Annotated in this window: 24 protein-coding genes; 21 read left to right on the top strand and 3 right to left on the bottom strand. The window is 39.5% G+C overall.

The features are described 5' to 3' along the window. The first annotated feature begins 14 nt into the window (after positions 1-14). The 13 genes from AAGS61_RS03915 to AAGS61_RS03855 all read left to right on the top strand — a co-directional run bounded on the left by AAGS61_RS03915 (position 15) and on the right by AAGS61_RS03855 (position 9,628). Positions 15-422, top strand: a complete 408-nt coding sequence (locus AAGS61_RS03915) for a F0F1 ATP synthase subunit epsilon (protein ID WP_391367619.1) — start codon at positions 15-17, stop codon at positions 420-422. A gap of 135 nt (positions 423-557) precedes the next feature. Next, positions 558-800: a DUF1146 family protein gene (locus tag AAGS61_RS03910; protein WP_391367616.1), complete on the top strand. Its 243-nt coding sequence runs from the start codon at positions 558-560 to the stop codon at positions 798-800. A gap of 361 nt (positions 801-1,161) precedes the next feature. Then, positions 1,162-2,457 carry a UDP-N-acetylglucosamine 1-carboxyvinyltransferase gene (gene murA, locus AAGS61_RS03905; RefSeq protein ID WP_391367613.1) on the top strand — a complete coding sequence of 432 codons (1,296 nt, stop codon included), beginning with the start codon at positions 1,162-1,164 and terminating at the stop codon, positions 2,455-2,457. Positions 2,458-2,757: 300 nt separating this feature from the next. After that, positions 2,758-3,630: a stage II sporulation protein D gene (gene spoIID / locus AAGS61_RS03900; protein ID WP_391367610.1), complete on the top strand. Its 873-nt coding sequence runs from the start codon at positions 2,758-2,760 to the stop codon at positions 3,628-3,630. 145 nt (positions 3,631-3,775) lie between these two features. Then, a complete protein-coding gene (locus AAGS61_RS03895; protein WP_391367607.1) occupies positions 3,776-4,423 on the top strand; it encodes a peptidoglycan DD-metalloendopeptidase family protein in 648 nt (215 codons plus the stop codon). 60 nt (positions 4,424-4,483) lie between these two features. Further along, complete coding sequence (locus AAGS61_RS03890) at positions 4,484-4,774, top strand: sporulation transcriptional regulator SpoIIID (RefSeq protein WP_391367604.1); 291 nt, start codon at positions 4,484-4,486, stop codon at positions 4,772-4,774. Between the two features lie 180 nt (positions 4,775-4,954). Further along, positions 4,955-5,953, top strand: coding sequence for a rod shape-determining protein (locus AAGS61_RS03885; protein WP_391367602.1), 999 nt, complete (start codon positions 4,955-4,957; stop codon positions 5,951-5,953). Positions 5,954-5,971: 18 nt separating this feature from the next. Then, positions 5,972-6,811 carry a flagellar hook-basal body protein gene (locus AAGS61_RS03880; RefSeq protein ID WP_391367599.1) on the top strand — a complete coding sequence of 280 codons (840 nt, stop codon included), beginning with the start codon at positions 5,972-5,974 and terminating at the stop codon, positions 6,809-6,811. Positions 6,812-6,823: 12 nt separating this feature from the next. Continuing rightward, positions 6,824-7,657, top strand: coding sequence for a flagellar hook-basal body protein (locus AAGS61_RS03875; RefSeq protein WP_391367596.1), 834 nt, complete (start codon positions 6,824-6,826; stop codon positions 7,655-7,657). Positions 7,658-7,677: 20 nt separating this feature from the next. Beyond that, positions 7,678-7,947, top strand: coding sequence for a DNA-directed RNA polymerase subunit beta (locus tag AAGS61_RS03870; RefSeq protein ID WP_391367593.1), 270 nt, complete (start codon positions 7,678-7,680; stop codon positions 7,945-7,947). A 189-nt stretch (positions 7,948-8,136) separates the two neighbouring features. Continuing rightward, positions 8,137-8,571, top strand: coding sequence for a 3-hydroxyacyl-ACP dehydratase FabZ (gene fabZ, locus AAGS61_RS03865; RefSeq protein ID WP_391367590.1), 435 nt, complete (start codon positions 8,137-8,139; stop codon positions 8,569-8,571). 91 nt (positions 8,572-8,662) lie between these two features. Beyond that, a complete protein-coding gene (locus AAGS61_RS03860) occupies positions 8,663-9,046 on the top strand; it encodes a hypothetical protein (RefSeq protein ID WP_391367587.1) in 384 nt (127 codons plus the stop codon). A gap of 93 nt (positions 9,047-9,139) precedes the next feature. After that, positions 9,140-9,628, top strand: coding sequence for a hypothetical protein (locus AAGS61_RS03855; protein ID WP_391367584.1), 489 nt, complete (start codon positions 9,140-9,142; stop codon positions 9,626-9,628). Between the two features lie 210 nt (positions 9,629-9,838). On the opposite strand, the gene AAGS61_RS03850 is transcribed toward AAGS61_RS03855, so the two are convergent. Further along, positions 9,839-10,264: a YwpF family protein gene (locus tag AAGS61_RS03850; protein WP_391367582.1), complete on the bottom strand. Its 426-nt coding sequence runs from the start codon at positions 10,262-10,264 to the stop codon at positions 9,839-9,841. Between the two features lie 248 nt (positions 10,265-10,512). On the opposite strand from AAGS61_RS03850, the gene AAGS61_RS03845 reads away from it, so the two are divergent. After that, positions 10,513-10,989: a single-stranded DNA-binding protein gene (locus tag AAGS61_RS03845; RefSeq protein WP_391367579.1), complete on the top strand. Its 477-nt coding sequence runs from the start codon at positions 10,513-10,515 to the stop codon at positions 10,987-10,989. 199 nt (positions 10,990-11,188) lie between these two features. On the opposite strand, the gene AAGS61_RS03840 is transcribed toward AAGS61_RS03845, so the two are convergent. Together AAGS61_RS03840 and AAGS61_RS03835 are read right to left on the bottom strand one after the other, a co-directional pair. Beyond that, the gene (locus tag AAGS61_RS03840) at positions 11,189-13,951 is read right to left on the bottom strand and encodes a DEAD/DEAH box helicase (RefSeq protein WP_391367577.1); all 2,763 of its coding nucleotides are present in this window, start codon (positions 13,949-13,951) and stop codon (positions 11,189-11,191) included. A 13-nt stretch (positions 13,952-13,964) separates the two neighbouring features. Then, positions 13,965-15,530, bottom strand: coding sequence for a hypothetical protein (locus AAGS61_RS03835; protein ID WP_391367575.1), 1,566 nt, complete (start codon positions 15,528-15,530; stop codon positions 13,965-13,967). A 334-nt stretch (positions 15,531-15,864) separates the two neighbouring features. Here AAGS61_RS03835 and AAGS61_RS03830 point away from each other — a divergent pair, with 334 nt between their 5' ends. The 7 genes from AAGS61_RS03830 to AAGS61_RS03800 all read left to right on the top strand — a co-directional run bounded on the left by AAGS61_RS03830 (position 15,865) and on the right by AAGS61_RS03800 (position 25,742). Continuing rightward, positions 15,865-16,341 (top strand): IDEAL domain-containing protein, encoded by a 477-nt coding sequence (locus AAGS61_RS03830; RefSeq protein ID WP_391367572.1) that lies wholly within the window; start codon positions 15,865-15,867, stop codon positions 16,339-16,341. Positions 16,342-16,611: 270 nt separating this feature from the next. Beyond that, on the top strand, positions 16,612-16,986 hold the full coding sequence (locus AAGS61_RS03825; RefSeq protein WP_391367569.1) for a nuclease-related domain-containing protein: 375 nt from the start codon (positions 16,612-16,614) through the stop codon (positions 16,984-16,986). 300 nt (positions 16,987-17,286) lie between these two features. Further along, a complete protein-coding gene (locus AAGS61_RS03820) occupies positions 17,287-17,520 on the top strand; it encodes a hypothetical protein (protein ID WP_391367566.1) in 234 nt (77 codons plus the stop codon). A 600-nt stretch (positions 17,521-18,120) separates the two neighbouring features. After that, the gene (locus AAGS61_RS03815; protein ID WP_391367564.1) at positions 18,121-19,389 is read left to right on the top strand and encodes a nucleotide sugar dehydrogenase; all 1,269 of its coding nucleotides are present in this window, start codon (positions 18,121-18,123) and stop codon (positions 19,387-19,389) included. A 229-nt stretch (positions 19,390-19,618) separates the two neighbouring features. Beyond that, a complete protein-coding gene (locus AAGS61_RS03810; RefSeq protein WP_391367561.1) occupies positions 19,619-20,338 on the top strand; it encodes a WecB/TagA/CpsF family glycosyltransferase in 720 nt (239 codons plus the stop codon). Between the two features lie 670 nt (positions 20,339-21,008). Beyond that, positions 21,009-24,953: an S-layer homology domain-containing protein gene (locus AAGS61_RS03805; protein ID WP_391367558.1), complete on the top strand. Its 3,945-nt coding sequence runs from the start codon at positions 21,009-21,011 to the stop codon at positions 24,951-24,953. Between the two features lie 294 nt (positions 24,954-25,247). Next, on the top strand, positions 25,248-25,742 hold the full coding sequence (locus AAGS61_RS03800; protein WP_391367555.1) for a tetratricopeptide repeat protein: 495 nt from the start codon (positions 25,248-25,250) through the stop codon (positions 25,740-25,742). Positions 25,743-25,756: the final 14 nt, after the last annotated feature.

Raw genomic sequence — 25,756 nt, 5'->3', positions numbered from 1 at the left:
GAGGAGGAAAAAATATGAAGACAGTAACAGTCAATATTGTCACTCCCGACGGCCCAGTATACGATGCTGAAGTAGCAATGGTTATCGCGAAAACAACTTCAGGTGAAATGGGTGTGCTTCCAGGCCATATTCCTATGGTAGCTCCACTTGCAATTGGTGCAGTGAAGCTAAAAACAGAAGGCGGCCAAACAGAACTTGCGGCTGTTAACGGTGGTTTTATTGAAGTGCGTCCAGACAAAATTTCGATTTTAGCATCATCTGCAGAGGTTGCTTCATCGATTGATGTCGCTCGTGCAAAAGCAGCTTTAGCTCGCGCTGAGCAACGACTTCAACAAAAACAAGATAACGTTGATTTCAACCGTGCGGAGTTAGCTCTAAAACGCGCAATTAATCGTATCAATGTTCATGAGGGTAATATCTAATAAATAGGAGCGGACAATTACTGTTGTCCGCTCTTTTTTAGCAGATAGGGAAGTATAAGTTTCGCATAAGCAAAAGACACCTTCTCGACCTACTTTTGTCGAGAGGTGTCTTTCTAAACATGGAGGCATTCAAGGATGGATTTTTATACGGAAGCGGGTCAGCAAGCTTTATTTGGTACGGTAGCGTACATCTTTTTTATCGGTGTTACTTTTTACGCGCTACAAGCGTTTCGCTTAGAGCAGCTTTTTAAAAAAGGGAAAGTATTTCAAATTCAATTGATTTATATTTTATTAAGCATTGCGATTGGTTCAAGTGTCGCTGATTTCTTTATCCATTTTTCGAATTGGTCACAGCAAATTCCTTATTTATTTCGATAAAATAAGAGGATACATAGTAAGTTATATGCATTGTAGGGGGAAATAAGCCCTTGTTTATCGCTACAAAGTTTATAATGGCCCATATTGTTACTTGTTTTTATTTCCACAATAGTATTTTGCCTGTAGTGTAGTAAACAATTATACATTTTTTTGATTAATAGGTAATTCACGATATTTGTATAAGGTGCGTATTATAAAATGTAGCTTATTTCTACAAAATAACGTAAAATAGTGATTTGGGCGCTTGTATTGAGAGGTCTTACAAGTTAACATTAAATTGTTTGTATAAATTAGACTATTAAACTTTTTTTATAAATTGGGTTTTGCAGTTTCGTAACAATTGTATTCGGAGGGACGAATTGTGGATAAAATTATTGTAACAGGTGGCCGGACATTAACAGGCAAAGTAAAAGTAGAAGGTGCAAAAAATGCCGTTTTACCCATCTTGGCAGCCTCACTGTTAGCTTCAAATAAAAAGCATATTATTAGAGATGTACCAGACTTAGCAGATGTACACACGATTAGTGAAGTACTCAAAAGCTTAAATGCCAAAGTAGAATATAAAGCAGATCAAAATGAAATGGTTATTGATGCTTCAGGTAGCCTTTCAAGTGAAGCTCAGTTTGAGTATGTAAGCAAGATGCGCGCTTCGATTTTAGTAATGGGGTCATTGCTTGGACGTAACGGGTTTGCTCGTGTCGCACTTCCGGGGGGATGTGCAATTGGATCGCGACCAATTGAGTTGCATTTAAAAGGTTTTGAGGCAATGGGTGCAGAAATTTCAGTTGGTCACGGGTATGTGGAAGCTGTTGTAAAAGATCGTCTAAAGGGTGCGAAAATTTATTTAGACTTCCCGAGCGTTGGGGCAACAGAAAATATTATGTCAGCAGCTGCACTTGCAGAAGGTACAACAATTATTGAAAATGCAGCAAAAGAGCCTGAAATTGTCGATTTAGCAAATTTTATTAATGCTATGGGTGGACGCGTCATAGGTGCGGGTACAGACACAATTCGAATTGAAGGTGTAACAGAATTAACAGGTACGACACATTATATTATTCCTGATCGTATTGAAGCGGGCACATTTATGGTAGCAGCGGCCATTACACGTGGGGATGTAGTCATTGAAAATGCAGTGCCTGAGCATATGACCGCATTAATTGCTAAAATGCGAGAAATGGGTGTAGAAATCACAGAAGAAGCAGAAGGACTCCGTGTACGTGCAAATGGTCCATTAAAAGCAGTCGATATTAAAACGATGCCACATCCAGGTTTCCCAACGGATATGCAGTCGCAGTTAATGGCGCTAATGCTTACGGCTGAAGGCACAAGCATTATTACGGAGACGGTATTTGAGAACCGTTTTATGCATGTCGAAGAATTCCGTCGTATGAATGCAGTGTCTAAAATCGAAGGGCGCTCTGTGTTTATTGAGGGAAAAGCAGACTTGCAAGGTGCTGAAGTAGCAGCTACTGATTTACGTGCAGCAGCCTCGTTAATTTTAGCAGGGTTAGTATCAGAAGGCATGACACGTGTGACAAAGCTCCATCATTTAGACCGTGGGTATGTCAATTTCCATGAAAAGCTTGCCGCATTAGGGGCAGATATCGAACGTGTAACCGATAAAGCGATTGTCAAAAAACAAGCAACGGCTTAAATGTACCCTATGCTTATTTCTATCATTATATGATAAAAAATTGCGAGTAATTAATTTTGCTCGCAATTTTTTTGTTTGGCAAAAGCTCAGGGTATCCGAGCAAAAAGTAGCTGAACGGGCAAAACGAGTCTGTAAGCGGTCAAAACAAACGCTATACGAGCAAAAACCAGTGTTATCCGATCCAAACACTATCCCCCCACTCACATCCATAAAAAACAAGCAGAATTGTGCCGAAAACAGGTGGAAAAAATTTAAAGCTTCCTCGGAATTATTACAAGCCCTTTCCTCATACATTGCGTTATGAAAAAATACATTATATTTGTTGCCCTTATTATTTTGTTATTTATCATTCCGTTGCAGTACAAAAAAAATCAAACTCAAACTCAAACGTCACAGGAAGAGGAGGATTGTGAAGTTTTTATCACGCTTACCGAATCAAATGAACAAATTGCGCTCGAGCAATATTTAATTGGTGTAGTGGCTGGGGAAATGCCAGCAAGCTTTCATCCAGAAGCGTTAAAGGCACAAGCCATTGCAGCGAGAACATACGCTATGCATCAAACCAGTTTCGGGACAACCCCTATTAAGCAAACGACGGCCCACCAAGTATTTAAAGAAGAACGAGATCCGAAATATGAAGAAAAACTAAAAGAAGCGGTAACGGCTACGAAAAATCAAATTCTTACGTATAATGATGAACCGATTACAGCGATGTTTCATGCTGCTTCCAATGGCCAAACAGAATCTGCCCAAAACTATAGCGGATCGACCGTAGCCTATCTTACGACTGTTTCTACACCGGAAGAATATACAGATACACAAACGTTCACACTTACCCAGTTAAATGACAAGCTACAAACAACGTTGACGCTTGCTCAACTGCAGCAAGCCGAAATAACACGTAACAATACCAAGCGTGTCGAAACGATTACAATTGGCGGGAAAACGTGGAATGGGCGCAAGTTTCGTGAATTGTTAAACTTAAAATCGACAGACTTCACGATTACGGTGAATACAGACATTACGATTGCTACAAAAGGTTACGGGCATGGCGTAGGAATGAGTCAGTACGGAGCGAATGAACTTGCCCAAACAGGGAAAACAGCGGAACAAATTTTGGCGCATTATTATCCAAATACACAGATGGCTACCCTTGCCTGTGCAGAACAATGAGTCTTTTTTATGGAAATGGTGGCAGCAGGATTCAGTCCGTTATTAAAAACCATATATTTTCACAAAAAAATATTGTAAAATTTCGGTATAACTTTGTTTAAAATCACCAAAATGTGTTAACAATAGCACTCGAGGTGATAATATTATGCGAGAGGATAAACAAACTACTTCTCCAAAAACTTGGGTCGATCAAAAATGGTTTTGGCCAGCTGTCTATGCAATCATTGCAATTATTATGATTGCCTTTATCGTACTTTATAATGTACTAGTTACACCGGAAGAGTCGGATACACTTCAACCTGTATCACAAGAGCCGGAAAACACAATCATTGAAACAAATGCAGTAGAAGAAACAATGAAGTTTCCGTTTGATGAGTTACAGTTAAACAACGTGAAAATTTTACAGGACTTTTATGATGTAACAGCAGATGCTGAAACACGTGAAAATGCACTACTTGTATTTAATCAAACATACTCAGCGTCAAATGGTGTTTCAATCGCTATTAATAGCGAACCGTTCCAAGTGTTAGCCGCGTTAAGTGGCACAGTCACAGAAGTGAAGCTTGATGCATTTACGGGCAACAAAGTGACAATTGAACACGAAAATGGCTATACAACACAATATACTTCTGTAGGGGATATTGTCGTACAAGAAGGCGATAATGTCGTACAAGGGGAGCCGATTGGGATGACAATTGAAAACGAATGGAACCCAAAAGCAGGCATTCACCTTCATTTTGAAGTATTAAAAGACGGTCAGTACATTAATCCTAGAACGTTACTGGCATTCTAAGTTCTAATGTTCCTACACGCGGCATAAGCTGAATAAACACGCGATTGAAAGGAAGAGAGCGTGCACGAGCATATTCGGCATCGCTGCGTGAAATTAGGGCAGCTGCTAGTAGAGACAGGGGAAACCGTTCGCGCCATCGCTAAAATGACAGGGTATTCGAAAAGTACAGTCCACAAAGATCTGACAGAACGCCTAGAAAAAGTCAACGAGACATTGTCAACAGATGTTAAGCAAGTTTTAGCGTATCATAAATCAATCAGGCATCTCCGAGGAGGAGAAGCGACACGGAAGAAATGGCAGCAAAAACAGCACAAAGATCAACAGACCCACATGGACGAAAAAGCGTTTTGACGAGTATCAAAAATCGTCGAAATGCTTTTTTTATTGTCGAAATGAGTAGGTGGAATCGTTGTAAAAGGAAAGTATTACCGATAATATAGATGTAATTTAGCCTTTAATATGATAAAATATTCAAGATAAACAGATATGCACGTGTACATGTTGGAGAAGCTGGGAAGGAGATAAAAAAACATGTTTTCTAAAGATATTGGCATCGATTTAGGTACGGCGAATGTACTGATTCATGTGAAGGGCAAAGGCATCGTGTTAAATGAGCCTTCTGTTGTAGCCATTGATAAAAAATCAAATAAAGTCCTAGCTGTTGGTGAGGAAGCACGTCAAATGGTTGGACGTACACCAGGTAATATCGTAGCGATCCGTCCATTAAAGGATGGGGTCATTGCCGATTTTGATTCGACAGAAGCGATGCTAAAATACTTCTTAAATAAGTTAAATGTAAAGGGCTTTTTATCGAAGCCACGTATTTTAATTTGTTGCCCGACAAACATTACAAGCGTAGAGCAAAAAGCGATTCGTGAAGCAGCGGAAAAATCGGGTGGCAAAAAAGTATATTTAGAAGAAGAGCCAAAAGTAGCGGCAATCGGTGCAGGAATGGATATTTTCCAACCGAGCGGTAATATGGTCGTCGACATCGGTGGCGGAACGACAGATGTCGCTGTACTATCAATGGGTGATATTGTAACAAGTGAGTCAATTAAAGTAGCGGGTGACGTTTTTGACAATGATATACTCCAATACATAAAGAGACAGTACAAGCTATTAATTGGTGAGCGTACAGCAGAGCAAATTAAAATGACAATCGGTACTGTATTTAAAGAAGCAGGGCATGATGAAACGATGGATATCCGTGGTCGTGATATGGTGACAGGTTTACCGCGCACGATTACGATTCATTCGAGTGAGATTGAGAGTGCACTACGTGAATCGGTAGCGATGATTGTACAATCAGCCAAAAATGTACTAGAAAAAACACCGCCAGAGTTATCAGCGGATATTATCGACCGCGGTGTGATTTTAACAGGTGGTGGCGCATTATTACATGGCATGGATCAACTATTAATGGAAGAATTAAAAGTGCCTGTATTTATCGCCGAAAATCCAATGGACTGCGTAGCCATTGGGACAGGCATTATGCTTGATAACATTGATCGCGTAGCATCAAAACTTTAATTCTCGAGGTGAGCTTCCATGTTTAAAGGGTTTTATACAGCTATGTCTGGTATGACTGCTCAACAACGAAAAACAGAAATTCTGACAAATAATATGGCAAATGCTAATACACCAGGTTATAAAGCAGACCAATCGACAATCCGTTCATTTCCGGATATGCTGATGTCGGCCATTACATCGAATGGTATTCCAACGCAAAAAGGGTTAAATGCACTACAAGCCACACCTGTTGGCGCATTAAATACGGGTGTGTATTTACAAGAAACACTGGCGAACTATATGCAAGGTGCATTACGAGAAACAGGCCTGTTAACAGATGTCGCGTTGCTTGATGGACAACTCCCAGTGGATGAGCAATCGGGCAATCGAGGGGCGATTTTCTTCCGTGTACAGCACCCAGATGGGAACGAGGCTTACACACGTAATGGGAACTTTACATTAGACGGGCAAGGCAATCTTGTCACAGCAATGGGACAATATGTGCTAGATCGAGAAGGCAATCCGATTCAATTACAAAATGATCAGTTCACCATATCGCCTGATGGTATCATTACAGATGAAGACGGCGGGCAAGTAGCACAACTAGGCGTTGCATTTGCAGCGAATACGGATCTCTTAATGAAACAAGACAATGGGGTATTCCGTCTATTAGAGGGAGAGGCATTGCCTTCTGCCTATGAGGTAGATGGGGTCACATTTAGTATGCAGCAGCAATACTTAGAAGCATCGAATGTAGATTCTGCACAATCCATGACAAATTTAATGACCGCTTACCGAGCATATGAAGCAAACCAAAAAGTGCTACAAGCTTACGATAAGAGCATCGACAAAGCGGTAAATGAAATCGGTAGAGTATAGGAGGCTTAGTAGATGATTCGTACAATGCATACAGCAGCGAACACACTCGGACAACTGCAAGTTCAACTAGATACGATTAGTAATAATATCGCAAATAGCAATACAATTGGCTATAAAACAAAACAAGCAAATTTCCAAGAGCTATTGTATCAACAATTTAATAATGATCAGCAAGATAACCCTGCGTTTCGTCAATCACCAGCAGGCATTCGCTACGGTGTCGGGGCACATATAAGCCAAATTCAATCAAACGAATCACAAGGCTCATTACAAATGACTGATCGTAACTTAGACTTTGCTTTTACAAAGTCCAATCAATACTTTAACGTTGCGCTAGCAGATGGTTCAACAGCCTATACACGCCAAGGGAATTTCTATATGTCCCCACAAGGAGACGGTACAAACGTATTAGTGACAAGTGATGGCTATCCAGTACTTTCTGCTAACGGAACATCGATTACGTTTCCGGATGGTGTGAAAGACTTTACGATGTCACAAGCAGGTACATTAAATGTCAACTACGAAGATGGACAAGTCATCCAATTTGATTTAGCTGTAACAGAAATTACAAAACCACAAGTAATGGAGCACTTAAACAGCGGTGCATACATCAGTTTACCGAATAATTTGGACGAAATTGGTTATGCTGAAGAAGAGATTTTAACTGATTTACAAGGGTTGAATCGTAATGAAGTGAGCATGCAAATCGGTGCATTAGAATCTTCAAACGTAAACTTATCGAAGGAAATGACGGATTTAATTGCAGCACAGCGTTCTTATCAATTCAATTCACGTGCCATTACGATTGGTGACCAAATGTTAGGCCTGATTAATGGCATCCGATAAGTAAATTAGGGAGAACAGTAATGACGAATGAATTAAACCATACCGCCAAAGAGCAGCCAAAAAAGAAAAGACAAGCGGAGACGCCGGTTGAAGAAAAATCCACACGATGGGTACAAATTCGTCTAATACCGATTTGGCTTCGTATCATTTTAGTGCTACTATTATTTATAGTAGCAGGGGCAATCGGTGTTGTTTTCGGCTATTCTGTCATAGGTGAAGGAAATGCGAGCGATGCCCTGAAATGGAGCACGTGGGAGCATATTCTCGACATTTTGAATGGAAAACAGTAAAATAATAGCTTATGTGTTTGTAATGAATTATGAAATGGAATAAAATGACTCATGACAAAGGCAAGGCTGGCATCTCGACCTGTTTTAGGTCGAGATGTATCTTTCGAACATAGAAGATGTAACGATTCGTCATTTACATAATGTGAACAAATCGTTTATTTATACATAGCGCACGAGGGGAGTATGGACATGTTAAATGTAGAACAAATTCAAGCAATTTTACCACATCGTTATCCTTTTCTTTTAGTGGACCGTATTGTTGAATTAGAACAAGGAAAACGAGCTGTAGGACTTAAAAATGTAACCATTAATGAAGACTTTTTTAATGGACATTTCCCTGGTTATCCAGTGATGCCAGGTGTATTAATTGTCGAAGCATTGGCACAAGTAGGTGGTGTCGCTTTATTAAGCGTAGAAGAAAATAAAGGACGCTTAGCATTTTTAACAGGTATTGACAATTGTCGTTTTAAACGTCAAGTAACGCCAGGCGATCAGCTACTCTTGGAAGTGGAATTCATTAAGTTACGCGGACAAATGGGCAAAGGCAAAGGGATTGCGACAGTAGACGGTGAGCTTGTATGTGAAGCTGAAATTTTATTTGCATTAGGCCCTGTTACAGGCTGATTTGTTTTTTTTGGCTAAAGGTTATAAAATACAAAGGTTAACATTGTTTATGTACGTAGGTTTGGCTTTAAACGTAGGAGGTTTAAAATAGATGTATAAAGAACTATCTTCAGGCGTCAAGATAAGCATTACCCGTTCTATCTCAACATCATTTGAATTGTATTTGGCGAGTATTGGCTGGGATGAAGATAAATTTTCGATGGAGGATTTTGTCGCAAGTTGGCAAAAGTATTTTACAGAAAATGCAGCTTGGTTTGACAAAGTACCACAAGAAATACTAACGAATCCTGAGTTCCATGAAGAAGTGGCAAAGAAAATCGACGAAGTGATTGCAAAAATTTTAAATGAAAAACCAACAAAAAAGCAAATGGATTCGATTGACAAAATGCAGAAACAACTTGGAACAAACTATACTTTTGATTGTAAAGCAGAAGCAGCATATGTAGAACAACTACTAAAACAGCAATTAAAATAGATACGTAAATTTCGGATAGTTCCTCCTTTTCTCGGGCAATCTACTGTTGACTACATTGTAGTCAGATGAAACCGAAGAAAGGAGGAATTTTTTATGCGCAAAGGGAGTCTAATTGCCGCTGCTTTACTAGCTAGTACAACACTTGCTGCTTGTAACACAGGCACAAATGATGAGGAAACGCCAATGAAGGATAACGAAAATGCCAGTGACATCATCACACCGTATGATAATGATAATAACAACGGTACAATTGATGGGGTAAATAACGGCACAAACGGTTCAGATCGTGGTCTCTATATGAATGGGGACAATGCCAATGTGGAGTCACCGACATCGAATAAAGATAATCGTGGCTCTGACTTTAATGGTGGTAACAACATGAATGGTGCTGGGGGCAACAACGGGATGAGCGGTAACAATTCAACAAATGACCGTAATTTAAATGGCCAAAACTCAAACGGTGCTGGTCAAAATGCTGCAGCCCCTGATATTAACAACATGGACGAGCGAGTTATCAATAATGAAGAAGACATTATTGAAGATAAGCGTGACCGTCTCGACCGAGATAATAAAGATGAATAACGATAAACACGGCTGCTGATTGGCAGTCGTGTTTCTTTTTAGTTATTTGAGGTAATTCGTTTTAAGGGGGCAAAAGCCCATTTTATCCGAGCAAAAAGGCACGGCAAACGAGCAAAATCAGCGGCTAAGCGGTCAAAACCCCCGCGTATCCGACCAAAAGCCGCGTGTATCCGCTCCCCTCAAGCAAAACGACCTCTTAAGCACGCCATTTTACATACCTTTCAATTTCGGGCGCTCTTTCATACCTTGTTTAAAGCGGTCAAGTAGCTGGTCATTTGATAAGCCTTCTACTAAAAGCTCTTGCAATAATTGCTCTGCGTAACGCTTGCGCTGTGCTTTTAATGTCCCTTTCAATAAGACAGAAATATGATCACCGATGTGTTTTATTTTGCTGACAACTAGTGTAAAAGGTGCGGGTTCATTGTCGGGGAATGAGATGACGGCTCGTGCTTCAAACACATCACCAGAAGCGAGCAGTGGCTCGAACACTTCATTAAAGTTATTTGGAATATATAGCTCTAAAATCCACGAATGATGGCTATTTTCCTGATTAATAATAATGCCATCTATTAGCGGAATTTGCTGTGTATGATCAGCTAACAGTAAGTCAAAAGAGATCATTTTAAACGTTTTCATTTTCCTCCACCCAGCTTTCTTTTTTGAAGTCATTATACCATAGAAAAACTTTGCAAATTTAAAAAGTCGGCTCTTTCTGCCGTTGTTGCTAGACCAAGGATAGACACATAAAATGATGCATTTTTTTATTTTGGTGTGTAGCTAAAAATGATTTTTGGTAGGCCAAAATGATAGCAAATCTTTATTTTGGCGTTTTGCTCAAAACGACATTGTGTAATAAGATAACAACAACGAAAGGAGGTGTGTCAATGAACCAAGTCGGGCTAGTCGGACGATTGACAAAAGATCCCGTTCTTCGACAACTATCTGACAATAAAGTAACTGTAAGCTTTGTCATCGCAATCAATCGAAACTTCCGAAATACTCAAGGCGGAGTCGATGCAGATTATTTACTTTGCATCGCTTGGGGAAAACTTGCGGAACGTATCGCTAAATATTGCGGCAAAGGCTCACTCATTGGGGTGAGTGGACGCTTACAATCCAAAGCGTATGTCAATAAGGAAAATAGTAAAGTGTATACAACCGAAGTAGTCGTCGAAGATGTCCGATTTTTTGCCTTGAAGCAGCGAGAAGAGCAGCTCGCATCGGAAGCTTCAGCATATAAAGCGACGCAAGAAATAAGGGAAACTCCTTTAGAAGAACATTTTGTGCTTCCTTCTGAGGAGCAAGAAGTAGACGTAAATGCGGAGTCAGTGACAGGTGAACATGCAATTGTAAGAAGGTAAAGAACATGACGAATTGCTTTCGTTATAGTAGTGCAATAAACAAATCGAATCTGTACAAAAGACTGTACAATTTTTACCCCCACTTACTAAACTACGGTATATCGCTATCTATACCGTTAACTTCTTAACAACTGAATAGTAGTAGAACCGATAAAAAGAGAGTCTTTCCTGCGCGCGTGGCAAAAAAGACTCTCCCTCTTTATGTTAAATTCGCTGTGTCGAGCATCATTAAATGCATTAACTCAGCATCATCTAGTTCTGTAAGCCACTTACTTGATTGAATCAATTCTTCTGAAAGTGCGGATTTGATGGCGATCATTTTATCGATTTTTTCTTCAATCGTCCCAATCGTAATAAATTTATGCACTTGCACAAACTGTGTTTGACCAATACGGTAGGCGCGGTCTGTTGCTTGATTTTCAACCGCTGGATTCCACCAACGATCGGCATGGAGAACGTGATTGGCAGCTGTTAAGTTGAGTCCTGTCCCGCCCGCTTTGAGCGATAGTAAAAAGATTGGGAACTCTCCTTTTTGGAAGCTGTCCACTAAGCGATCCCGCTGTTGTTTTGGCATGCTACCGGTTAAAAACGGTACATCTAGGTCATAGAGCTCTGAGAAACAATGCTGTAGCAGTTGCCCCATCCCGATATATTGCGTAAAGATTAAACACTGCTCGCCATTTTCAACGATGTCTGCTGCCAGCTGTACAATCCGTTTCACTTTAACAGAACGCTCTAGCTCAACTTGTGCTTCATCAAATGGCTCCTTTAAATAAAGGGCAGGGTGGTTACATAATTGTTTGAGCTTATTCAGCATTTTTAAAATGCGCCCTTTTTTCTCAAAGCCCGTTAACTTTTCAAGCTGCGCAACGGTCTCTTCAATAAACCCTTCATATAGCGCGGCTTGCTCAGGTGTTAATGGACAAAACTCTTGCGTTTCCTGTTTATCTGGCAAGTTGAGCATTAAGTCTGGATCACGCTTTGTTCGGCGCAGTAAAAATGGACGAATTTTCATTTGTAGTATTTGCTTATGTTTTTCGGATTCATCCTTTTCAATCGGTAAAATAAACTGCTCTTGGAATTTACCGAAGCTACCGAGATAGCCTTTATGCATAAAGTCAAAAATGGCCCAAAGCTCCGATAAGCGATTTTCAACAGGTGTCCCGGTTAAGGCAATATGATGCGCCCCTTTTAATGTGCGAATGGAGCGGGACTGCAACGTTTGCATATTTTTAATATTTTGTGCTTCATCTAACACAATCGTTGCCCAACGTATATGCTGTAAGAACTCGGCATCTTGCGAGATTGTTCCGTATGTGGACAAAATAATATGTGGGCGTTCTTTTTGTAAGAACCCCTCAAATTGTTCGTGCTTCAAACGATTAGCGCCGTAATGCGTATGCACAGTGAGTGTTGGCGCAAAACGCGCAAGCTCCTTTTGCCAATTGCCAAGTACGGAAGTTGGGCAAATAATGAGAGTCGGTTCTTCGACTTCTAGCGTCTCAATCGTATAAAGCACATAAGAAATAAGCTGCACCGTTTTTCCAAGCCCCATATCATCGGCTAGACAGGCACCGAATTGTTGCTGTCGCATAAAGACAAGCCATTCGTACCCTTGTTGCTGATAGGGACGGAGCGTTGCCTGCAAGCGAATCGGAGGTGCAACAGGTGGAAGCCCTTGCTTATGTTGCAGTTGTTCAATGTACCCTTGCAATGATTTCTGCATTTCAAAGGCGAACATCGGGTCGTCGCGTTCTGCATCATCTTCCTCTTCAAGTGGTGCCATCAATGTTTCCGGCAATTCACGGAACAGCAAATCGCGAACGGTCCAGTTTTCTTCTTCTGCTTGATTCATCAGCTCGCGCATTTCATGGAGCCAGTTTGCATCAATACGGAACCATTCGTTCCCAATTCGCATAAATTCACGCTTTTCTTCTACGAGCTTGCGGAATTGTTCCGCAGAGATGGCTTCATTATTCATCGAGAACTGCCAGCGAAATGTCAAAATATCATCCAGACCAGCTGTTTTTCTTGCGGATGTATTTCCTGCGCTTACTCGTACTTTTAATTTTGACTGCTTCAGCTCTTTTAACCAAGCAGGTAAAATAATTTCAAATCCGAGTGCTTGTAACTTCGCTAAATCATGCTGTAAGAAATGTCGCACATCCGCATCCTGCAACCGTAGATGGATAAAGGTAGTGGGAGACGTGGGAGACGGCGCGTGATGCTCGAGTGTAAGCAGTTTGATGATTTGGTCTTGTAGCTGTTCAATGTCTGGCGTCAGTTCTGCCCATTTCTCGGGAAGTACAATTTCAATAGGTAAGGTACGTTTACGAATCGCGGGTGTCCAGTGCTTCGCTGAGGTAGGGGATAGCAAAACGGTTTCTAGTACCCAATCCTCCTCCTGTTCAGCAGGTTCACTTAAACGAAGCGCGACTTGTACATTGCCAGCCATGCGCTCTGTTTGTAACGGCCAGCCCCCATTTTGAAAATACGGCAGTAGCGCAGGAACATCTGCAACTGTCAGCCCGGCTTGTGTTAATTGCTGCGTCACAGCTTGCTCAAGTATGGCTGCATGTTCCACATCAAAGGTTAGTTTGTCTTCCGTTACATGTGCATGTTGCCAAAGGGTCTCGTCTTGCCAGTAAGTAAGTGCAGCGTTAATATGGGCAAGGTGCTGTGCCGAACTTGGGTCAACTGGCTCAATGTGTAGAAACGGATGTTTATAGCGTGGCGACAGGGCATCCAGTAAATGAGCAGCCGAAATCATAAGGTCACGCTCATCCATTTTCGCACTAATCCCATAAAAGTTTGGCTCATATTTATAGTAAAGAAGCGGTGCCCAACTCGATGCTGCATGAATGAGCCCGTCTTCATTTAATGCAGTTAAGGAGTAGTAACCCGCGTTCACTAACTCGATTTTTAAGCGGAGCGTTTTTACGAAAGGTGCTGTCTCAATCATTTTCTATCACTCCTTAACATAATTTGGCTTTATCGAGCTCTTCTTGTAATGCTCGTAGTCGTTTAAAATGCAGTCGTACGTTTTCCATATATGCTTCAAAGTAAGCCGTTTTGCCCGCTTTTTTCGCAGCAGACTTCATCCCTTTCCAAAGTCGAACGGCCTGTTTGTAATTCATACGTGATTTTTGCTTAATTTCTTCCATTGCATAGTGATGGTACAGCGGTAATGTAGCCGCTGGGTTTTCTGATAGTACTTGTTTGAGTCCAATCGACTCCAAATACGAAATAGACGATGGGTAAAGCTGATGAAGGGCTACCCAGTCCGCGTAACGTCCTTTTTGTAATAAGTAGTCGGAATACGGTTGAATACCATACCTGCCGAATGCGCCGTAAAGTATGAGTTCCTCTGCCTCGGTGAGCTCAATTGCTGCATATAAATCATTTAATGTATTTGTAAAGAGCTGGCGGTGATGCGGAGGTAATACTTCCTGAATATACTGTTTTACATGTGGCAACATCGCCTTTAATAGAAGGGTAGCTGCCCGTTCATCGAATACATTGCGGGCAAAATGCACAAGTGCTTCGTAAATATGAATAAATTCAGGTTGTATGTGTTGCAAGCTTTGCTCAATTGCTTTGTAATCTTTTAATACGATATAGAAAAGCAGGCTAATGGCATCACGCGGGATATCCGCTGCTTGTTTCATGTCTGCTAAGGCAGCTAGCTCTTGCTCGGCTCGTTTTTTGTCATGGAAAATTTTTTCCCAGCATACTAAATAAAAACTAATTCGCAGGTGCGGTAATCCTTCCCCTTGCAACAAGAGTGTGCGCACCTGTTGTTGCAACGCATCATAAAAGGGATCTGTCGCAAAAAGCCTTGATTTACTGCTTAGTTCATCGATAATATCGAGCGCATATTCGTAACGTCGATCCATCGCATATTGGAAGTAATCCGAATGCAGTGGTGAAGCCGTTGCGATAAAGTGAGACCAAATTTTATTTAATACCGCGAGCTCCATGTAAAGCTTATAAATCGGTTGCCATTCTCGCTCAAGTGGCATATAGCGGCGCAATTTAGCGTGTGCATGATCAATAATCGATGTCACTAAATAACTTTCAATGCGGCGTCCTGCTGGGAGTAAGTGGTTCATCACTTCCTCCACCATTCGCTGCCAGCTTTCTGGTGTTCGTTCTGTTGCTAACTGGACGAATTGGACGGATTTCTTATTGCGCCAGTTCGCGGCCCACTCTTGCACAGAGCCAAAGTATTGATACAAGCCGAGCAGTACACCGAGCTGGTGCCGGCACATTTTTTGTGGGCATGTACATTGTGTAGCCTGGTGGCGGAAATCAATTGTTACTTCCGCAGGGCGTACATCTTGCACGACCGTAAATAATTTGGATGATGCCGTGTTATAACGTTCAAATAAGACAGACTTATTGCGTACTGAAAACACAGCACGACGCACGAGTTCCTCATCTTCACCCGCAGAAGGATGCAACTCGCGCTCATATTTTTCTAACTCTCTATTAATAAAATCGACGTTATCCTGTGCAATGACAGGAATCGAAAGTCCCATAAAAAACCTCTCCTAAAAAAGTCGTTCCTTCTATTATAACGTGAATTGTTTCGAAGCGTAAATAAAGATGAAACGTTCCTTCTGGATTAGGGCGAAAAAGTAAATGGTGAAGTGAGCAAAACTTATCTGTATCCCATCAAAAGGGCGTTTGAATTCACTAAATTGTGGATATATTAGTACTATGTAACCCCGTTGGTATTAGTCATGTTTTTTCTGACGAGAAAACCTACTAAGTGCAGGATGCTTTACATAAAATGAATAAATATACCTATTAGTGTATTAGTTTTATTTCGTTAATACACAGAATATTTTAACTATTAGGAGGGTGTGGATATTGATTACTGTTCAATTTATGAAACCGTTTTACACAAAAGTATCGGGAACGAAGCTACGCCTAGTGTTTGCGTATCAGTATTTTTCAATTATGAAAGACGATGAAATTTATCACTTCATTCCGATTGAAGGCAAAGAAATGACTGTTGATTTAAATACGATGCAAGTAGAAAACTTATCAGAAGTATTCGTGTTCCAGCGCGGCAATCGCTTTATCCGGTTACCATTGTATCAATTGCTACTCGTATCAAATGTAAATGAGCATCTAACGCCGATTCTCCAAAGCTCGGCTGCCGATGCGAAACCAGCAAAGGATGAAGTAGAGGAAATGGATGTAGAAATTTTAGGATTGATCCAATCACTGGAAGAGGAAAACCTTTCGCGTTTAATCGATGATGCATTAGCCGAGCGCAATGAAGCGTTATTTTATGATTTAATTATGCAGAAGGGAAAGTTAAACGGAGGATATGCAATGTGAGTAGATACGCCACTTAAAAAACACCGATGAAAAAATTTTTTCTCGGTGTTTTTTTAGCCAAAAAAATTGTAAAATACATACTACAAAAAACTATTATACTAACATTAAGTTTTACTATTTGATGCGATTAAATCAAAATAATATACTAGAAAATATTTGAAATTGGATAGTATTGTCAGTATAATTTGGGTAGGTTCATGTAAACACGATGAATCTTTCCTCAACCCATATTTTCCTCTTTTTGCTTAGGCAAAAGGAGGCCTTTTTATTATGCACCGCTCTTTGCATTATTTGGGGCTGCATACGTTATTAAAAAGACTTTCTTCTAATTGCGATCAATATCCTCATATTCAAAACGAGCTGAAAAATGTTGAATCAGGTGACTACGGTGAACAGTATGTTACCAAACTGCTCCAAACACAATTTCAGCATCAAGTCACTGTGCTTTCAAATATTTTCATTAGTTCTTCGCAAATCGATTGTATCGTCCTCACACCTTATTTTTGCGTAGTACTCGAGGTAAAGAATATAAAAGGGCATATTACCATCGTGAAAGCTTCGCGCCAAATGATTCGTGAAATGGATGAACATAAAGATGTTTTACAAAGTTCAGAAGTCCAGTTAGAACGAATTGAAATCGAATAAAATCGCTTGTTTGCTAAGCATAAAATCGAACTCCCGATTTTTAGTGCGATTTTGTTTCCGTTTCATACGTCAATTATTCAAAATGAATCCAAACAATATCCTGTGCTGATAGGAAAAGAAGTGTTAAATTATATTCACTTGCTACCAAGTACAAAAATATTCATAAATCCAGCAGAGGTAGCAAATATATTACAAAAATAATCCGAACCATGGCACCGGTTTCCATTATGTGATTACTATAATATTAATCCTAGTTTTCTACAAACCGGGGTGGAATGTAGAAAGTGCGGAGCAATCCCAATGGTAAGAACGAAGCGCACATGGAAATGTATACGCTGCGGTGTGACAGATCGTGTAGCCCATGTCCAAGCCATAAAGGAGTATTATGCACTATTTTCAAATGTCATGACAAATCGAGAATGTGTAGCGTTTTTACATCTGCGAAACCGCCAAGAAGCAACAAGAATCTTAAAAAGTATCGGACTAGAAAGAGAAGGAGTCAAACGAAACAGTATTTATAAACTACAGCTATAAGCAAATGAGGAATCGGTTGAGGAACTACCGCTACAAATGAAGTAGCGGTTTTTTTATGTTTCATTAGGATGATGTGCGAGCAAAAGCCAAGGTTATGCGATCAAAAAGCAGCTGTGCGAGCAAAATGAGCGTGTATCCGAGCAAAAAGTCGTGCTATCCGAGCAAAAACCAAGGTTATCCGATTAAAAAGCAGCTATGCGAGCAAAACAAGCGTGTATCCGGTCAAAACTCGCAGGTGAACGAGCAAAAACCAAGGTTATGCGGTCAAAAAGCAGCTGTGCGAGCAAAACGAGCGTGTATCCGGTCAAAACCCCTGGGAGAACGAGCAAAACACCAGGCTATAAGGTCAAAAACCAGGTGTATCTGGTCAAAAACCCCCCCACACGAGCAAAACAAAGATTCTCCAACGTCCTCCTAAAATGCTTAAACAATCTATAATAAAAATCATTTCCCACAACCTAGACAAAGTTGTATACTATAAGGTAGTTCATTTTGAGCTAATGCTATAAAAGCTATGAAAAGTTTTAGGAACCAAACTACATTCCTAGACGTTTATAAAATAATATCTATTCTTTTTTGAACTAGAAAGGAAGTCACATCATGACAAAATCAATCTGTGTCGTTGGGTTAGGATATATTGGTCTTCCGACGGCAGTAATGTTTGCAAACCACGGTATCAAGGTGCACGGCGTTGACGTGAATCCAGCTGCCGTAAAAAGTATTCAAGAAAAACAATTACACATCGAGGAAACAGGCTTACAAGAGCGTTTAAATAAAGCAGTAGATGAAGGCTTTTTAACAGCTTCGACAACACCTCAAGAAGCAGATGTGTTCGTCATAGCAGTACCATCACCGATTAATCCGGACAATACAGCGAATCTTGAGTATGTACGTCAAGCAACAGCTTCGATCGTACCTTATGTGAAGCCAGGTAACCTTGTCATTTTAGAATCAACGGTACCGCCAAAGACAGTTGAAAATATTATGCTACCAGAATTAGTGAAATCAGGCTTAACAATTGGTGAGGAATTATTCGTCTCACATTCACCAGAGCGTGTGATTCCGGGCAAAGTGTTTGAAGAGCTTGTAAACAATGACCGTATTGTTGGGGGCATCAATAAAAAATCGGCAGAAATGACAAAGGAACTTTACGAAACATTCGTACAAGGGACAATTCATTTAACAGATGCAACAACGGCGGAATTAGTAAAAGTAATGGAAAACACATACCGTGATGTGAACATTGCCTTTGCGAACGAGCTAGCAAAAATGGCAGACAAGCTTGGGGTCAATATTTGGGAAGCGATTAAATTTGCAAACTATCACCCTCGTGTCAATGTGCATCTGCCGGGCCCAGGTGTAGGTGGTCATTGTATCGCTGTTGATCCATGGTTCCTTGTGGAGCTTGGTGGGGAAGCTGCGCAAATTATTCACCTATCTCGCAACACGAACGACTCTATGCCAAGCTTCACGGCACAAAAAACGCAAAGCATTTTAAATAAAGCGGGCGTTGCAGGTGCAACAGTTGCTGTATTAGGTCTTGCATTTAAGGGGAATATTGACGATATGCGCGAAAGTCCGTCGACAATTGTTGTCGACGAGCTACAAAAGCTTGGGTTAAATGTCGTGTCATTTGATCCACATATTAAAGAGAATAAACACGCGACACAAACGCAAAGCTTAGAAGAAGCAACAAAAGACGCGGACATTTTACTGTTCTTAACAGACCACAACGAATTTAAAAAGATGGATGTTTCTTCTATTAAATCGAAGGGCAAAATCGTCTTTGACACGAAAAACTGCTTAGACCGCGGCGCTTGGGAAGCTGCAGGATTTGAGTTCCATCTGTTAGGCGACGCAAAAAACTAAAAATAGTAGGGGAGCAGTGTGCACAGGCACGCTGCTTTTCTTTAGTGGATAAGTATAAAATTTAAGGAAATCCACATAAGAAAGGACATCATCTCGACCTATTTTGGTCGAGATGTGTCTTTCTAAGGATAAGGGATTTTTGATAACCGATTAGAACTCGGTAAGTGAGCAAAACTAAATAGTACCTAAGCAACTCCATCAACAAAAAAGAAAGAAGGTCTATATAAATATGAAAGAAACCGTACTAGGTATCCAAGTGAATACCGAAAGCTATGATGAATTACTCCCGAAAGTATTCGAGCGAATCGAAACGAAGCATAAGTCACTCATCGTGGCGATTAACCCTGAAAAAATCATTAAAGCGAAAGAAGATCCAGCGTTAAAAACACTACTGAATAATGCAGAATTCCAAATCCCTGATGGCATCGGGGTGATTTTGGCGTCGAAAATTCAAAAAGGGCAAATTACATCGCGCGTGACGGGTGTGGACATGATGCTACGCCTTTGCGAGGAAGCAGCAAAACGTCAAAAACCGATTTTCCTATACGGTGGGAAGCCAGGTATTGCGGAAAAAGCAGCAGAAAAGCTAAAACAACTGTACCCAGGCATCCAAATCGCGGGTACACAGGATGGCTATGAAAAGGACAACCAAAAGGTGCTTGATACAATCAATGCGGCACAACCGGACCTATTATTCGTAGCGATGGGTTCGCCAAAGCAAGAAAATTGGATCAATGTGAATCGTGATCAGCTTCATCCAACGATTTATCAAGGGGTAGGTGGCTCATTTGATGTATTAGCGGGTAATGTCAAACGGGCACCAGAAGCATTCCAAAAAGTTGGGATGGAATGGTTTTACCGTTTAATGAAAGAACCGCATCGTATTAAGCGTCAAATCAAATTACCGCTCTTCCTACTAGAAGTAGCTAGAAATAAAAGAGCCAAATAAACTTTATTACGTTAAAAATAAAATGTTTTATTATTACAATAAAAAATATTTTTGTAATCATTGTAATAATTCGTTGTTCTTTTTTTGGCGAAGTGGTACACTGTAAACAGTAGTAAGATTTCCTCTTATTAGGTATAGATGTAATTTCCCTGCAAGGAAACGGTTGGTAGCCCATTTTTGTCTATACTTACAAGTGAGACAGAGACAAAAGGAGAATTTGCGTAGCAAATTCTCCTTTTGTCTTTTTTTATCCGTTTTAATATGTGCCTTAGAACATTGATATATATAGGTTTTGAGAAAGTTTTCATATTCAAATATTCTCTTGCATATAACGTTATCGATGTGTTTTTCGTGTGCCGAAAAAATATATACGTAAGTCAAATCTCTTACATTTATCTAATATTTTTTACATAAATTATAAACTTTATAGAAACCACTGTCTTTTATACTTTTTTTATGGCATAATGAAAAAGATTCCAAGTTATCCGATAATATGGAATGAATAGATGAATTTTGACAATAAAATTGATTTTTATGTAATTGTTGTCAAAAAACATTTGACATACCAAATATATACTACTAAACTTTAATGTGTACTTAGTTGTTTACACTATGAATCTTTAGTGCGGATAACTAGATTATTAACTGATATTCGAGGAGGAAATTTTCAATGGCTAACCAACCAAAGAAATACAAAAAGTTTGTAGCAACAGCTGCAACAGCTACATTAGTAGCATCTGCGATCGTTCCTGTAGCTTCAGCTGCAGCATTCAACGACGTAGCTGAAAACAACGAATTCGCACCATATATCGACGCGTTAGTGGAACAAGGTATTATCAACGGATACTCTGACGGCACATTCAAACCAGGCGCATCTTTAACTCGTGGCCAAGTAGTTAAGATGTTAGGTCGTTGGGTTGAAGCACAAGGCGTGGAAATTCCATCTGACTGGAACTCAAAACAACGCTTCAGCGATGTACCAGTAAACCACAAAGATTCAGAATTAGTTAAATATGCTGCATTAGTAGCTGATAACGGCGTATTCACTGGTGCTGCTGGCAAATTAATGGCTGGCAACAACATCACTCGTCAACAAATGGCAAAAGTACTTAACGGTGCTTACGAAGCTGTTAATGGCGTATCATTAATCGAGCTTGCTGACGGCGTAGAAAACGTTAACGTTCGCGACCTATTCAACGCTCGTGCAGAATTTGAAGATGCAATCCAAGCATTAGCGGATCTTGAAATCTCTACAACTGCAAGCGGTAACTTCCGCCCAACAGAAAACGTAACTCGCGCACAATTCGCGAAGTTCTTATATAACACGATTAACCTAGAAGCTGTTGCATCTGCAAATGTGAAAGCAATTAACGCTACAACTGTAGAAGTAACATTTGATGAAGAAGTTGGCAACATCAACGATTACAAATTCGAAATCGCTGGTTTAGACATCAAAAATGTTGCTAAAAAGCAATCAGATGCTAAAACTGTTGTATTAACAACTGCAGTACAAGAAGCTGGTAAAGAGTACACTGTTACTGTAAACGATGAAGAAGTGGGTAAATTTACTGGTGTATCTGCTGTATTACCGACAGCTATCGATATCGTTGAAAAATCTCAACAAAATGTTTTAGGTAATCAAGTTACTGTAACTGCTAAAGTAACAGTTGCTACAGGTGATTCAGCTGCAGGTATTCCTGTAACATTCAACATTATTAATGGTGAAACAAATAACCAACAAGTAGGTTCTAACTTAAACCCAACAATCGTTGGTGAAGCAGTGACTAACGCTGATGGTGTAGCTACTTATACTTACACTCGTTATGCTTCAACTGCACGTGACTTAATCACTCACGACGAAGTACAAGCTTACGCTACTGGTAAAGCTACTGTACGTTCATTCTCTAAAGTATACTGGGGTGCAATTCAACCATTAACAATTACTGAAGTTACTGAAGGTAATAAAATTACTAACGGCGGTAAAAAAGTTTATAAAGTTAAGTTAGCTGGTGTATCAACAAATGTAACACCTGGTGGAAATCAATCACGTACAGTAAACATTGGTTTCAAAGAAAACGTAAATGTTGCTCCTGATAAAGCTGTAAAATCTGTAACTGTAACTGATTCTCAAGGCAACAATTTAAATTACCCAGGTCAATTTACAACGACTGGTTCTGTAACAACAGGCACATTCAACTCTGTAGTATTACAATTAGATGCTAACGGTGAAGCTACATTTACATTAACAGGTAGCAATGCAACTATAACTCCATTTGTATTTAAAGATATTTATGCTAATACAAACAATACAGATCCAAGTCAAGGTCGTTTTGATGCAACGGAACTATTTGCAGAAGCACCTAAATTAACGTTTGAAAAAATCCAAACGTTACAAGTTGAAGTTACTTCTTTAGGTGTAAGCAATGCATCTGCATATTCAGAAAGCTTTAATCAAGGTGCAACATACCGTTATATTAATACTGCAGCAGGTACAATTTTAGTTCGTGATGTTGTAGGGACTTTAACAACTGCTCCTATCAATGCCGTTCCAACAAATGCAACTATTATTAACCAAAACAACCCATTACGCACAGGTGAAGCATTACCAGCTGGATTTGTAGTAGATTATACAAGCGGTGTTGCTAATAATGCTGGTGTAACAGCATTAAACAACCGTTTAGGCACAAATGCAAGCTATATTTATAACCAAACTAATGGTAAAGATTTATTAACGGCAGATTTAGTAAATACGGGTGGCCGTGATTATAAAGCTGTAATTAAAAATGTAGATGGTAAACTTGCAACTTCTAACACACCTGTCAAAGTTCAAGTTGATTATGGTACTGCACGTACAGCTACACAAGCAGCACCGATTTACGTGATTGATAACAATTCACGTACAGTTTACAAAATTTCAGATTTCGATAAAACATCTGCAACGTATAACTTCTTAACGGATGCAAAAGGTGAAATTTCATTCACTATTATTGGTGGCCGTGATAGCTACGCTACTCCAACTGTATTCATCGAAACAGGTGATAAAGCTGGATTAGACAAGAATGATGCGCAACATGCTGGTGAAATCGTATACTTCGGTGACCGTACAATTACAACTGCAAACTTAACAGTGAATGACAAAGAAGTAACTTCAACAACTGTTTCTGGCGCAGCTAAATTCTCTTATAAAGTAGCTGATCAAAACGGTAAGTACTACTACTTATGGAACAATACTACTTCAACAACGAATAGTAATATTTTTGAAACTTCATTTGAAGTATCTTCTCAGTTCTCGGTTGCTTATGTTTATGATCGTCCAAAAGACGAAGCTGGTGCTCGTTTATTAGAAACTGTACCTCAAGGTAGCACTCGTACTGTAAAAGTGAACTCTACTCTTGGTAAAGCTGACATCTATGTATATTCAACAGTAGGTAATACAGTAACAGTAAATGCAAGTGCTTCACAAGGCACATATCCAAACAAAACTGCTTCTGCAACGTTCTCTAACTTATTAAATGAGGGTGTTGAATCAGAAGTAAAAGGTCGTATCGTTGCGATTGATAAAGACAATAACCGTATCTTACTTTCTAACAGCAAAGGTGATACTGTATATGAATTAAAATATGGTGAAACAACAGATGAGTTAGCTGTTGGTGGTGTAAATGTTACTGAATCAACATTCGAACATAGCTTACGTGTTGGCGAAGAATTACACTTTGTACAAAAAACTGATACTACAAAAGCTAAGTTTAATAACTTTAACTTTGATTCAGGTGTTAAATTAAGTGCTACAAACCTTAATTTAATCCTTATCAATGGTGATCAAACAGCGCAACCAAAAGTATATGACTTCGGTCGTTACACTACTGATGGTGGTACTACTTTAGTGACTGGTACAACTGGATCTGGATATGATGCATTAGGTCGTCAAGAAGTTACTGCTAAGCAATTAGTAATTAACGGTGATAATATCACAGTTAAAAACTTAGCTTTAACTGGTGATTTAGTAGTAGGTGTTCCAGCAGGTTCATCATTAACTCAACCACAATTATTAAATGACTTTACTATTAACAACTCTTCAGTTTCAGGTACAACTACTGTAAACCGTGGAGATGGTAGTACATTTAATGTTGAAGCTTCAACATTAACTAAAGTAATCTTGAATATTAAGGAACACGTAGCAGTAGGTGCAGGTTCAACAATTACTGAATTAATTGCTAAAGTAGACGGGTCAACAATTACTCCGATTACTTCAGGTGCTTATGCAGGTACAGGTACTGTAACTACTATTACAACTAATCCAGGTGTAACTGTTGCTCAATCTGTAGGAGCTAGTGTAATTTCATTTACAGCTAAAACAGATACTACAACGACAACAAATGATACAGCGGTATTCACATTTGCACCTGCATTATCAACAAATCCAACTGCATCATTAACAGTAGGTGGAACAGTAGCTACATTAGATACTGCATCAGTTTCTACAACAAATGTTAAATTTACAATTCCGACTGCTATCGTATCTGGAACTAAATTAACATTCACAGTAAATGGTTTTGTATATGAAGCAACTTACACAGCTCCAGGTACATTAACGTTTACTCGTAAAGAAAACTAATTAGTTGAAAACTTATTAGTCTTGTAATAACTCCCCCCTCTACGAAGAGATATTTTTCGTAGAGGGGGGTTTATTTTTTTACATGGGAAAAAGTAGTATTATTTGTTTTACGATACATGAAATTAGATGCCATAGAAGTAAATTCAGTATCATCATAAAAGTAGCATAACATCGTAGAGTATTAATGAAAGTGTCTACTATTAATAAAGGCAAAAAACCAAAAACTAGTGAATCCCTAGTATTTTTATTGTATAATTAGTATGGTCTAAAATGTAAATCAAGGGAATGATTGAAGTGCAGTTAACAGAAAAAAATAGAAAGTACATATTATTAAGTATCGTTTGTTTAATTATAGTTGGTATTCTCGTTGCTAAGTTCATGGGGAAGAGTCAAGATGAACAATTCTCCAATGAGGATAATTTATATGCTACAACATATAGTCTTGTTTCAGAACAAAAGTATAGTGAAGCTACTCCATTTATAAGTGAACTGTTACAAGCTCAGCCGAGTTCGGAAGCGGTCAATTATTTAGGCTCGATTGTTTATGCTAATAATGGGGATTATAAGCAAGCTGCTATTCTAATGCAAAAAGCGATGGATCTTAATCCGTATAATGTCGAAAATCCGATGTTTATGCTTCAGTTTGGAGAAGTGTTAATTTTTTCTGAGCGATATGAAGATGCGAAGACTGTATTAACACGTTGCCAAGAATCCGGCTGGGCCCCACAGGAGTACCCAACATATCAACAACGTGTACAAGAACTACTAGCCTATATTGAAACTATATAAAGGAAGGAATACAT

Origin of the sequence: Lysinibacillus sp. KU-BSD001, from assembly GCF_042920265.1 — a bacterium.
Lineage (GTDB): Bacteria > Bacillota > Bacilli > Bacillales_A > Planococcaceae > Lysinibacillus_B.
This window is presented reverse-complemented; position numbering and strand designations above follow the sequence as displayed.